Source organism: Candidatus Tokpelaia sp. (assembly GCF_008636115.1).
Lineage (GTDB): Bacteria > Pseudomonadota > Alphaproteobacteria > Rhizobiales > Rhizobiaceae > QLZD01.
Map to the genome: position 1 here is coordinate 21,153 of NZ_QLZD01000043.1, position 12,518 is coordinate 33,670.

Here is a 12,518-nt window from a genome sequence, read left to right on the forward strand (position 1 = left end):
GGGGCTGGAGCTGCCTGATTATTGAGCGGCCAAAAATTGAAGCAGGGCATTTTGCCCTGCTTTTTTCATGGCAAAAACAGGCAGGCTGAGATAAAACACATTGGCATGAAAAGCCGTTTTCGGCTGGATTACTGCCGGCACTTGCCAAGGGAGTTTTGCCTATGCTTGCCAAAAAGCAGCTTGGACAGTTTTTTACCACGAATAGTGATTGGATTTTACAGGGGCTGGAGCCGTTTATTGCCGGTAAAAATATTGTTGATCCCTTTGCCGGTGCCGGCGATTTGCTGCACTGGGCGCGCCGGCACGGAGCGCGCTCGGCTGTGGGGTATGATATTGACGAATCTCTCACAGACGGTAAAAATATTATCCATCGCGACAGCTTCGCTTTACCGCCACAGGCGGAATTTATTATCACCAACCCGCCTTATCTCTATCAAAACAAGCTGCAAGATAACCGCCTGCTGGCGCAAAGCAGACACACAGATTTATATCAGTTGGCGCTGGAAAAAATGATGGAGAGCATTGAGGGCATTGTTCTGGTGCCGATAAATTTTCTCTCAGCGGAGAATGCCAAATATATTCGCCAAATATTTCTGGAAAAATTTGCTATTATCAAGGCCAATTATTTTACCGAGCCGGTTTTTGCCGACACAAGTTACAATATTATCGCCTTTTATTATCGTAAAAAGCTGCAACAGGCAGAGATTATGGCGATAGACTTCACTTTATATAGGGGGGTGGCAAAAAACGCGCGCGGATTGGCGCGCGGCACCCCGCAGGCAGAAAGGCGCAGTGCGGGCGCAACAAAAAACGCGCGCGGATTGGACAGACTAGCCTGTGGCGGTGCTCCGCAAGCGGAAATGCACGGCGCGCGCGCAACAGAAAGCATACCCGCAGTCGCTCAGGCGGCAGATGCGGTCTTGGCGAATAGTGTGGCGCACGCCGCAAAAATAGAGACAAAACTGACCGTGTTTCGCCGGCATAATTGGCAGATTGGCGGCGAATTTCTGGCTGCTATTCGCCATTATGGCAACAGGTTGCAAATTGGCCGGCTGGAGGAAGAAGATTTGCACCCCGGCAATTATGCTGTGCGCATTGCCTATAATCATTTAAACTGCCGCAAAAATATACATGTGTGCGAAACTGACTATAATATTATAAAAAATAATATTATGCTGTTGAAAGCTATCGATACCGGCACAAAAGGCGGGCAGATCAGGCTGGAAGATATTCGCAATTATGATTGTGATGCTCTGGTCAGCATAAAGACATCGCGCAATCAGATAAATCTTGTCGTGCCGCTTTATATCGGCATTAAAGAGCAGGAACAGCTCATAAATCTGTTCAATAGGGAATTAAACGCCAAAAGGCAGGAATATTATTCGCTGTTTATGACCAATTACCGCGACAAAAACCGCAAGCGCATCAGCTTTAATTTTGCCTATAAGCTGCTTAATTATCTGTATTTTTCTCACCTTAAAGCTGGGGGCGAAAATCGCCTTAACAGGCAAAATCCCGCAAAACGCACAATCCCTGCAAGCCACGCGGCAGAGAGCCAAAGAAACCCCCTCCCAACGGGCATAAGGCCGCCATCATCATTGTCTGCAAACTAACAACAGCCTGGCCGGCCATAATTATTTACGGCCTGCTATTGAGCAGCTCAGCTGTCAGCAAAATGCGCACAGTGTAAGTCTCTTCCCCTTCGGCGATCGGCATATCGGCCATAGAGGATTTGGCGCGCGCATAGAGCCGCGGCGGCATGGCATTGCCCGAAACTTCCTCAATCCGCAAAATACGGCCTTGAGTCACCCCGGCAGCCTGAGCATAAGTTTGCAGTTTTTCCAGGGCATTGGCAACGGCCTGCCGGCGCGCCTCTGTATAAAACGGCCTGGGGTCGCTATTTGTCCAGCTAATATCGCTCACGCCATTGGCACCATTGGCAAGAGCGGCATCGATAACCTGCCCCAGTTTTTTGGTATCACGGATTTTGAGGCTTAATGTTGCTCCGGCGCGGAAGGTTTTTTCGCGCTTTGGTTTGGCATCTTCAGGCGGATAAATTGTATCGACAGTCAGACCATTGCTTTGTATATCTTTATCATCAATTTTTTGTGCTTTTACCGCGGTAAAGACATTTTGTAATGCCCGGGCGGTTTCTTCTGCCGCCTCTTTTGCAGTTTTTGCCTCCTGCGAAACCGAAACCTGCAACAAAGCCATATCCGGCCGGGCAGTGGCATTGCCCTCTGCCTCTACCGTGATTCGGGCAAATTTACCCCTATCGGGGAAATCATCGCCGGCAGCCTGGGCAGAGGTTGAAGATAAAACCGGAAAGACCCCCAGAAAAGCCCCGATTACAGCCAGTTTGGATAAAATTGCGCAATTTTTAAAGAAAGCCACGACAGAACCCGCCTTTATCTCTTAACAGAGTGAAGGCTCGAAGCTAGAAGCAGACTATGGCAGAAGTGCGGCCGCTACCCTGCCTTGAGAGGTAAAAACTTTATTTTAACGAAAAAGCTCTTGTTTCAGGCCGTGCTTTCGGTTAAAACCCGTCCAGGCGCGGCAGGTTATTATAACCTGGCTCGTGCCCAGGCGGCAAGCCTGAAGCAGTGGGCCTGTAGCTCAACTGGTCAGAGCCGGCGGCTCATAACCGCTTGGTTGGGGGTTCGAGTCCCTCCGGGCCCACCATTGGCTGTTTTTATTCTTATCTGGCTGATTTAAAAGATATTTTGTAATTAAGGTGAGGGCGCCGGCCGGGACGCGCAGAATTTTGTTCAAGCTCTCTTCCCGCCTGTTTGCCCTGTCTGTCGCTTAATGCTTGCAGCCTTTGCTTAATGCTTGCGGCTTTCTGTTTTACATAAACAGAAGGCCTTGACCGCGAAAATCCAGCCGGAAAATATATTAACGGCGTTGCTGTGGCGCCGATATTGGCCGCACCCGGGGGCGCAATCCTGTTCCTGCAATGTGCCTGTTTTTTAACCCTGCTCGCCTTGCCGGCTCGCTCTGTAAATATCCCCCAAGCCCTTTTGAATCGGCCGCCGGATCAACAGAATATGGGGAAGCACGGCTATGCAGCCTGGAGAAGGGCTGTGCTTTCAAGCAAAAGGCACATTTTCAGCGCCGGGCGGCAATTTGGCCTCATCTTCCGGCTCAATATGAATGACAATATGCGCCGCTCCAAGCTTTTTATGCAGAGCCTGCTCAACCCGATCGCAAATTTTATGGGCTTTGCCCACAGTCATATTGGCGGGAACGACCAGATGAAATTCCATAAAAATCAGCCTCCCGGCCTGGCGGCTGCGTAAATCATGAGCCTCAATAGCACCTTCAGCATGGTTGGAAATAATTTTGCGGATTTGCGCGATTTCTTCCGCATTCAGGCCAATATCCATTAGCCCTTGCGCTGATTTATACAAAAGCTGCGCGCCCTGCCATAAAATCTGCAGGGCCACGGCAATGGCCAAAAGCGGGTCAAGCACTGTCCAGCCCGTCAGTAGCGCTGCTGCCAGGCCGATAACAACGCCGAAAGAGGTTATAACATCAGTTACCAAATGGCGCCCGTCAGCTTCCAGCGCCGGCGAGCGATGTTTTTTGCCGCGATTGATCAGGATAAAAGCCCAGGCGGCATTGATAAGCCCGGAAAAAATATTGACGGCCAGGCCAAGCTGCGGCTGTTGCAGCTTATGAGTGGCGTTTACTATTGCGCCCCATGCCTGATACAGAATCAGAAAAGCGGCCAGAATAATCAGCAGGCCTTCAAAAACAGCCGAGAAATATTCAGCTTTATAGTGACCGAAAGGGTGATTTGTATCGGCAGGCTTTTGACTGACGTAAATTGCCCACCAGGCCGCCGCCGCTGCGACAATATTAACCACGGATTCCAGAGCGTCGGAATAGAGGGCGACAGAATCTGTCAGATAATAGGCACAATATTTCAGCGCAAAAACAAGACAGGCGACAGGAACGGACAGGGCGGCCAGAGAGCCGACTTTCAAATGCGGTTTCATTGCTCTGTTACCATTATATACTTTGCCGCTAAGGCAGGGGAAGGCTGTTTACCTGGGTTTCTTGACCGTTTGATAAAAAGGAAAGAGAGGGGCGCAGCAAAACTGCGCGCGCCCCGTATATTTTTGCAATCAGGCACAGATTTTATAGTAAAATATATAAATTCAGGCAAGCAAAATATGCCTCAAACTGCTTGTGCGGTGTGAGTCAGGAAATGACATAAATAAAAACGAAGAAATTGCGCCCACATTTCGGGAAGAGTAAAAAATTTACAAAACAAAAAATCCGGGTGCTGGAGAACCCGGATCTTTCGCCCTTTTCAGGAACAGGCAGAGAAAAGCAGGGGGAACCTTTGCCTGTATTCGGTTGGAGAGAAAGCTATAACCATTCCGAATATTTATAAATCTAGGGCGAGATAATATTCATGTCAATATATTTAAAATTTTTTATTGTATTTTTAAAATATATACACCGATATTTTGAATATACAGGTATTTTAGGTAAATAAATATATAATATAAGTTAAATATAATTTAATATTTTTTAATATATAGTTAAGTAATATTTATACAGAAAAGCCCGGGCTTGAATCAGCCCGGGCTTAACAACCTTCTGGCGAGGTTACAAGCAAGGGAAAATAGCGGGGGGAGAACCCTTGCCTGTCTTCAACAGCTTGAGCTGCTGAATAAATATAAACATAGAGAGAATTCTATTATCCGTCAATAGTATTTCTTGAAATATCGGTATATATATACATATTTTACAGGTTTATATAAATAATATTTAACATAGTATTTATTTTATATTGAATTATAAGCTGAATTTATTTTTCCTGACTGTTGCAGGCAATAAAAACCAGGCAGTTTGTGTTTTATACTGGTGGCAATCAGGGGCGCGCGCTCTCTATTTGCGGTGCTGCGGCCTGTCGGTTCCAGGAACTATTATCTTTGTTCTTGTTTTGTTTTCTTATCACCCTCTGTCATATCGGCTATAAGAGGCGCTGAAGGCGCGGCTTGCCTGTGTTCAGGCCGGGCCGGCACTGGCGATACGGGCAGGAGAGAGTATAGGCCATGCATTATTTGTATTCAGGGGGCAAAGCCGGAAACAGCCTCTGGCCGCCGGCAGGATTTAAGCAGGCCTTTGGCTGTTTTGCCATAATATTTATGGCAGTTTTTTTAACCTTTATAAATTATGCGGTCGCCGCTGCCCTGCCGCCGGCAGTAAGAGAGGGTGCAACCAGGGGGCCGGAGCCGGGTTTTGAGCCGCAAGCCTGCGCCACTGTGCGCCTGGCCGAAACAGGCTGGACAGATATTGCCGTCACCACGGCGATAGCAACCCGGATTTTGCAGAGCCTGGGCTATGAAACCCAGACAAGGCTTTTATCGGTTCCGGTTACTTTCAGCGCTATGTCGACAGGGGAAATTGATATTTTTCTAGGGTTTTGGCAACCCTCCATGACGGCAGATATCAAACCCTATCTTGACAGAGGCGAGGTGCATATTGTGCGCTCTAATTTGCAGGACGCCCGCTATGGCCTGGCTGTGCCTGATTATGCTTATGCGGCCGGGTTGCGCCGGGTTGAAGATATTGCCCGTTTTGCCGGGGAATTGGGCGATAAAATTTATGGTATTGAGCCGGGTAATGATGCCAACCGCCTGCTGCTGGCAATGATAGAGGCCAATAAAGACGGGCTGGGCAAATTTCAACTGGTGGAATCTTCTGAGCCGGCTATGCTGGCCGAAGTGGCGGCGGCGATAGCAGACAGCAAGCCGATTGTTTTTCTCGCCTGGCAGCCGCACCCGATGAACAGGCAGTTCAGGCTTGCTTATCTGGCCGGGGGGGAGGCCCGGTTTGGGGCGGGTAATGCCGGTGCTTCGGTTTCTACCGTGGTGCGCCGCAATTATGACCGGCAATGCCCCAATATTGGCCGGTTTTTGCAAAATCTCTCTTTTAGCCTTGTTATGGAAAATAATCTGATGGATAAAATTCTGGGCCATGGTGAGGAGCCGGATTCTGCTGTTCGCGCCTGGCTTGGCAGTAATCCGCCTGTTTTGGCAGAGTGGCTGGCCGGGGTTAAAAGCCGCTCCGGTGCGCCGGCTTTGCCGCTGGTGCAAAAGGCTTTTACCGCCCGCTAAATGCAGGCGGCAATAATGCCGGATAGCAGGGAGAAGGGGCGGCCCCTGCTGTCTGGGGCCAAAAGGCGCAAATATGTTACAGATATTATAATAATAAACGGCAACAGGCTGTAATCAGGGAGATAGAGGTGGATTTTCTGACGACATATAAAATACCGGTCGGCCGGGTGTCAGATAATATTGTATTATGGCTGAAACTGCATGCTGCCGCTTTTTTCAGCTTTGTGCGGCATTTTTTCGGCACTTGTCTTGATATGACTTATGCCTTGTTTACGAATCCGCCGGTTATTGTCGTTTTTATTCTGCTGTTTGCTGCTGTTTTGTTTCCCAGTCAATGGGGGTTAAGCTATATTCGCCGTTTTTTATTGATACTTGCTTTGCTTGCCGTGTTGCTGCTTGATTACGCCGCTTTTGCCGGCAGTCCGGTTTTAACCTGCCTTTGTTTGGCGGCTATTGCCCTGTTTGTGCTGGTAAAGCGGCACCGCCGCTTTGGTTATTTAACAGTAAAGCGCACTATCGGGGCGCTGTTTATTGCGGCTCTGGCTGTTATTATATGTTTCTGGGGAACGCCTTATATTGCGCCTGCTTTTGTTTTTATCGCTTTATTGGCGGTGCTGGCCTGGTTTATGCAGGAGCGCGGCACCATTATTGTTTTGACGGTGGCAGGGTTTTTATTTGTTGTCAATCAGGGTTATTGGCGTGACACAATGGAGACTTTGACCATTTTATTCTGGTCTTGCATTATATGTCTGGGGCTGGGTGTGCCTTTGGGTATTATATCGGCGCATCACCCGCGCTTTTACCGGCTGATACAGCCTGTGCTGGATCTGATGCAAACTTTGCCTGCCTTTGTTTATCTTATTCCGGCTTTATTCTTTTTCCGCATCGGCATGGTTCCCGGCCTGCTGGCCACTTGCGTTTTTGTTTTGCCTACGCCTATCCGTCTGACCCAGGCGGGTATTGCCTCAACCCCGAAAATTTTGCTGGAAGCCGCGCAGGCTTTTGGCGCCAATAAACATAAATTATTATGGAAGGTGGAATTGCCGCATGCTCTGCCGGAAATTCGCGCCAGCATGACGCAAACAATTATGCTGTCTCTTTCTATGGTGGTGATTACTGCCACTGTCGGGGGGAACGGACTCGGCGTGAAAGTTTATCGTGCCTTGCAAACGGGAAATGTGGCTTTGGGCTTTGAGGCGGGCTGCGTTATTGTGGTAGTGGCCATTGTGCTGGATAGAGTATTCCGCCTGCGCAAGATTTAAAATGCGGCAGCAAGCTTATTGCACAGGGCCGGGTTGAAGCCGGCACAAGACAGTGCTTCCGGGGCCGGATAACAGAATTTCACTAGGGGAAATATGCAATGGCATCTGTCAGTATAGATAATGTTTCTGTTGTCTTCGGCAAAGAGAAAAAGGCTATGGATTTTGCCGATAATGGTTTTTCCCGCGCGGAAATAAAGCAAAAAACAGGCATTATTCTGGGGGTACATGATTGCAGCCTGACGGTAGAAGAAGGCCAGACAGTGGTATTAATGGGGCTTTCCGGTTCCGGCAAATCTACTTTATTGCGCACGGTTAACGGCCTTTCCTGCCCGGCGCGCGGCCGGGTGGTCTTAAACCATCAAGGGCAGGATTTCTGTGTCAACAGCTTGCGCCCGCGCGATTTATATTGGGTGCGCACGCATCTGGTTTCTATGGTGTTTCAGCAATTCGGCCTGTTGCCGTGGCGATCTGTTGCCGACAATGTCGGTTTAGGTTTGGAAATTGCCGGCACAGGGCGGCAAAAGGCGCGCCGCCTGATTATGCAGCAGCTGGAACTGGTGGGGCTGGAGCAATGGGCCGATGTGCCGGTAAGCGAACTTTCAGGCGGCATGCAGCAGCGGGTAGGGCTGGCGCGCGCTTTTGCCACCGGCGCCCCGGTTTTGCTGATGGACGAGCCTTTTTCGGCGCTTGACCCATTGATTCGCAGCCATTTGCAGACAGAATTGCTGGCCTTGCAGCATCGCTTTAAAAAAACAATATTATTTGTCAGCCATGATCTGGGAGAAGCTATCCGCATGGGCGACAAAATCGCCCTGATGCAGGACGGGCATATTGTGCAAACCGGCACGCCGAAGGAGATTGTTTTGTCGCCGGCTTCTGATCATGTGGCAGAGTTTGTGCAGGATATTAACCGGCTGAATTTTTTAACGGCGGCCGATATTATGCGCCCCTATGAGGCGGAAGCGGCCAAACATTCTTTTGCCGCCATTGTGCAGGCGGAAACACCGCTAAAAACATTGATACGCCTTGCCTGTCAAAAACCGGGCGTGATAGGTGTTGCAGGAAAAACAGGATTAGCTGGTTTTATATTAGTAGATGATATTATTATTTATTTAGGTAATACTAAATAATATTAAATTTATCTGTTATTTAAGTGCATATCTTTAAATATAATTGTGTTATGTTGTTTGACATAGTATCCCGGTTATTATAATATTTCTGTATTGCTTCTGATTATGAAAATCTACAGCAATATAGCTGTCGGCAAGTCTTGATAAGTCTATCTGTGACCATACAGAAGATTTGCCGATAATTCGGCAAGTTAAGAGCGGTGCCGGCACCGCTTATCGGGTAGCATTGCGCAAGATTTTTCTTGGCTGTGGGATGGGAATATAATGAAAAATGTACCGCTATTTGGAAACCTTGTCTCTAATGTGGATAGGGCGAGCGGCTTGCTTGCGGCTATTGGTAATGACAAGCGCCTGAAAATTTTATGCGAGCTGGCTGAGGGAGAAGTTTCTGTCGGCAACCTTGCCAAAAAAGTGGATTTAAGCCAGTCGGCTTTATCGCAGCATTTAGCCAAATTGCGCGCTTTAAAACTGGTATCAACCCGGCGCGATGCGCAAACTATTTATTATTCGGTTGCTTCCCCGCTTATTCCCCCGGTTTTGTCAACCCTGGACACGGTTTTTTCACGCGTCCAACCGGCAGATGAAGATTAAATTTCCTGTAATATTACTGTTTCTTTGAGAAAATTCTGATCTAAAGTTTTCTTATGGGCGTTTCTTCGGCAATCTTTGCCGAGGGGTTATTTGCGCTAAAGGGAATTTATAAAAATTAACCTTTTGTTAACCTCATTTTAACAAAAGGTTAATAGAATAAGGGCGAATCATCTTCCTCAATGCTCGAAGGGAATGCCCTTATGCTTGTTTATGCCAATAATTTCACACTTACCGGCGGCGCCGGCTCTACCATCGCTTTTCGTTCTATCGTGGGCTGGCTTGAGCGTAAAACCGGGCGTTCCTTCTCTATCCCTGAAATCCTTTCCGGCAATGAGTTCCGGCAGGGCATATATCAGGTTAGAACCTATGCCGCGGATAAAAGAGAGCCGCAGCTTTATTCCATTTTATTGACGCATCGCGATGAAGAAATATATGGGCGCTTCTGGTCGACGGAAATCAGTGTGCGGCTGGAAGAAGCTTCTACCTTTATTTCTATTCTGCTGGAAACGCAGGAAATCAGCACCCGCATTACGGAAATACCGGTAACCACGCGGCCGGCGCTGGTCAATTATCTGGCGAGTAATGCCGAATTTGCCGCGGGAACGGTGGGGCTGAAGCTTAGAAATCTGTCCAATTCCGATGAAGATTATAAAGCGCTGGATTATAAAATTAAAAATCCGAAACGGGATTATCCGCTGGTTCTGGTAAGCTGTTGTGACGGGCAGCCGCTTGTCGAGCCTGAGGCTTTGCAAAGGCAATTATTCGGTCTGGCGCAGGTTATCTTTGTTGATGAATTTTGTGACAGTTGGAAAATGGCTGGTATCTTAGGCCAGACATATTCGGCCTGGGGCGGGGCGGTAAATATCATATTTCCTTATATTTCTCATAAAGGATTCTGCTACAGAGAGTTAACCCGTCAGCCGGAGCTGGAGGAATTGCGGCAGGAAGGTTGTAACCTGCTTTATGAAATTCTGGCGCGGGTAACGCACAGCACGAATTGGCTAAAAAGGCGGCAGCATTTTTCCCCTGCCGATGTGCGCGCCAAACGGCAGAAAGATTATCTGCTGTATTTGCGTGAACAAATTGAACAAGGTCAAGATAATACGGAGATGCTCGAGCAACTGCTTGCTGGTGCTGACAGAGAGCTGCAAGAGCAGAAAGAAATAAGTAACCTGCTTCTCGAAACGGCCGATAAAGAGCGGGAAGAAGCTGAGAATAAAGTTAAGCAATTACGTCATAAACCAGTAGCAAAAGTGGCTGCTGCCGTAAAAGATAAGACGGATATAACCGATGCGGTTTTAGTGCTTGCCGGGCAGAAAGAGCTGACGCCAAGGCTATGCCTGGAGCTGGCGGCCAAACAATCCGGCAATATTGTCATATCAGAAAGCGCCTTAAAATCGGCTGAGGAAGCGGCGGATTACCGTAACAGCCAAAATTTGCTGGCCGCCCTTTACAAGTTAGGAGAAGAGTTCCTGCCGGCTTATCTTGCCGGCGGCGATAATAAAACCGAAGCTATATTCAGCCGGGATACTTACGCGGCAAAAGAATCCGCGCAGACTATGAATAAGCCTGAATGTATCAAGGCGCGGACTTTCCCCTATAAAGGAGAAGAGGTTACTATGTGGCAGCATTTGGGCTGGGGTGTGGCCAATAATACGCGCGAGTCGCTGCGCCTGTATTTCCACGTTGACCAGGAGGACAAAAAAATCGTCATCGGCCATTGCGGCGCGCATTTACCGACCATACAATCAAATTCTGTTTAAAAACAGGCGCATCTATTCCGCAGCCGGCAGCGGGGCAGCGGTTTGCAGGCGGGCAATTTGCGCCTCAATCGCCGGCGCGCTTTTAGCGCGGGTGATAAAGCCGCCGCCCAACAGGCGCGCTGCATTGTCGGCGGCAGAATAAAGGGCGCAGGCCTGCCCTGGGGCAACGCCGCTTTCGCCCTCTGCCAGTTCCACCCAAAAACCGCTTGATCCGCTTTGGCCTTTATCGGCAAGGGCAACGTCATAATGCAACACGGCCGGGCAGGGCGGCCGGGTAGAGCGCAATTTGGCATAAAGGGCAATGCCTTCAGCGGGGAAGTTTTGCGGCACCGTGTCTCCCAGCCAGTTGACATCGCGCAACCAGACTTTGCTTGTAGCCAGCGCCGCCAGCGGGCCGACAATCACTTGGGCTTTTTCAGCATTCAGGGCGATAACATAAAGCGGCTCACCCGCTGCCACGCCAAGGCCGCGGCGCTGGCCGATCGTATAATGCAAAATACCATTATGGCGGCCGAGAATGCGGCCGTCAATATGCACAATAGCGCCGGGCTTTGCTGCTTCCGGCCGCAATTTGGTGATAATTTCGGCATAATTGCGCTGCGGCACAAAGCAAATATCCTGGCTGTCATGCTTGTCAGCAACAGTCAGTCCCATTTCTGCCGCCATTTGCCGCACTTGCGGTTTGGACATGCCGCCCAGCGGAAAACGCAAATAATCAATCTGCTCTTGCGTGGTGGCAAAGAGGAAATAGCTCTGGTCGCGATTATCATCAAGCGGGCGGTATAGAGCGCGGCGGCCGTCTGACCGGCCGGGCAGCGGCGCACTGCGAATATAATGGCCGGTAGCCAGCGCATCGGCGCCTAACTGGCGCGCTGTGGCCAGCAAATCGGCGAATTTCACAGTTTGATTACAGGCAATACAGGGCACCGGCGTTTCCCCCAACGCGTAACTTTCGGCAAAAGGGTTGATAACCGCCTGCTGAAAGCGGCTTTCATAATCCAGCACATAATAGGGAATGCCTAAAGTTTCGGCACAAAGCCGCGCATCTTCAATATCCTGCCCGGCGCAACATGAGCCGACACGGCGCTCACCCGCGCTTTGATTATAAAGTTGCAGAGTAATGCCAATAGTCTCGTAACCCTGCTGTTTTAACAGACCGGCAACAACCGAGGAATCCACCCCGCCCGACATGGCCACTACCACGCGGGTCTCGCTCGGCTTTTTAGGCAGGCCTAGGCTGTTTAATAATGGTTCCGTCTGTATCTCAGGCATAATCTTCACTTAATCTTGACTATCAGCCTGGCGGGGCGCTTATAGTCTGGTTTTCGGCTATCGCAAAACCCTGCCGGTTTTGCGGCCTCAAAGCCGCCGCCCGACATGGCCACCACCACGCGGGTCTCGCTCGGCTTTTTAGGCAGGCCTAGGCTGTTTAATAATGTTTCCGTCTGTATCTCAGGCATAATCTTCACTTAATCTTGACTATCAGCCTGCGGGCGGGGCGCTTATAGTCTGGTTTTCGGCTATCGCAAAACCCTGCCGGTTTTGCGGCCTCAAAGCCGCTGCCCGACATGGCCACTACCACGCGGGTCTCGCTCGGCTTTTTAGGCAGGCCGAGGCTGTTTAATAATGTTTCCGTCT

9 protein-coding genes, 1 tRNA gene and 1 pseudogene are annotated in these 12,518 nt (G+C 49.5%); 7 read left to right on the top strand and 4 right to left on the bottom strand.

Translation table 11 applies throughout. The features are described 5' to 3' along the window. The first annotated feature begins 161 nt into the window (after window positions 1-161). Window positions 162-1,613, top strand: coding sequence for an Eco57I restriction-modification methylase domain-containing protein (locus tag DPQ22_RS08275; RefSeq protein WP_150215057.1), 1,452 nt, complete (start codon window positions 162-164; stop codon window positions 1,611-1,613). 25 nt (window positions 1,614-1,638) lie between these two features. Here the strand turns inward: DPQ22_RS08275 and DPQ22_RS08280 are convergent, their stop codons facing one another. Continuing rightward, window positions 1,639-2,394, bottom strand: coding sequence for an SIMPL domain-containing protein (locus DPQ22_RS08280; RefSeq protein WP_150215059.1), 756 nt, complete (start codon window positions 2,392-2,394; stop codon window positions 1,639-1,641). Window positions 2,395-2,605: 211 nt separating this feature from the next. Here DPQ22_RS08280 and DPQ22_RS08285 point away from each other — a divergent pair. Beyond that, a tRNA-Ile gene (locus tag DPQ22_RS08285) sits at window positions 2,606-2,682 on the top strand. A gap of 407 nt (window positions 2,683-3,089) precedes the next feature. On the opposite strand, the gene DPQ22_RS08290 is transcribed toward DPQ22_RS08285, so the two are convergent. After that, entirely contained in the window at window positions 3,090-4,001 is a 912-nt protein-coding gene (locus tag DPQ22_RS08290) for a cation diffusion facilitator family transporter (protein ID WP_150215061.1), read from the bottom strand. 1,161 nt (window positions 4,002-5,162) lie between these two features. On the opposite strand from DPQ22_RS08290, the gene choX reads away from it, so the two are divergent. From choX to DPQ22_RS08315, 5 genes and pseudogenes are all read left to right on the top strand, one after another. Then, a complete protein-coding gene (gene choX / locus DPQ22_RS08295) occupies window positions 5,163-6,134 on the top strand; it encodes a choline ABC transporter substrate-binding protein (RefSeq protein WP_150215064.1) in 972 nt (323 codons plus the stop codon). Window positions 6,135-6,724: 590 nt separating this feature from the next. After that, window positions 6,725-7,396, top strand: a pseudogene (locus tag DPQ22_RS08960) (ABC transporter permease subunit); the annotation flags it as partial. Window positions 7,397-7,494: 98 nt separating this feature from the next. Beyond that, window positions 7,495-8,526 carry an ATP-binding cassette domain-containing protein gene (locus tag DPQ22_RS08305; protein ID WP_150215066.1) on the top strand — a complete coding sequence of 344 codons (1,032 nt, stop codon included), beginning with the start codon at window positions 7,495-7,497 and terminating at the stop codon, window positions 8,524-8,526. 264 nt (window positions 8,527-8,790) lie between these two features. Beyond that, on the top strand, window positions 8,791-9,117 hold the full coding sequence (locus tag DPQ22_RS08310) for an ArsR/SmtB family transcription factor (RefSeq protein ID WP_150215068.1): 327 nt from the start codon (window positions 8,791-8,793) through the stop codon (window positions 9,115-9,117). Window positions 9,118-9,317: 200 nt separating this feature from the next. Further along, the gene (locus DPQ22_RS08315) at window positions 9,318-10,880 is read left to right on the top strand and encodes a hypothetical protein (protein WP_190323200.1); all 1,563 of its coding nucleotides are present in this window, start codon (window positions 9,318-9,320) and stop codon (window positions 10,878-10,880) included. A 12-nt stretch (window positions 10,881-10,892) separates the two neighbouring features. On the opposite strand, the gene mnmA is transcribed toward DPQ22_RS08315, so the two are convergent. Together mnmA and DPQ22_RS08325 are read right to left on the bottom strand one after the other, a co-directional pair. After that, a complete protein-coding gene (mnmA, locus tag DPQ22_RS08320; RefSeq protein WP_150215072.1) occupies window positions 10,893-12,152 on the bottom strand; it encodes a tRNA 2-thiouridine(34) synthase MnmA in 1,260 nt (419 codons plus the stop codon). A gap of 5 nt (window positions 12,153-12,157) precedes the next feature. After that, window positions 12,158-12,340 carry a hypothetical protein gene (locus tag DPQ22_RS08325; RefSeq protein WP_150215074.1) on the bottom strand — a complete coding sequence of 61 codons (183 nt, stop codon included), beginning with the start codon at window positions 12,338-12,340 and terminating at the stop codon, window positions 12,158-12,160. Window positions 12,341-12,518: the final 178 nt, after the last annotated feature.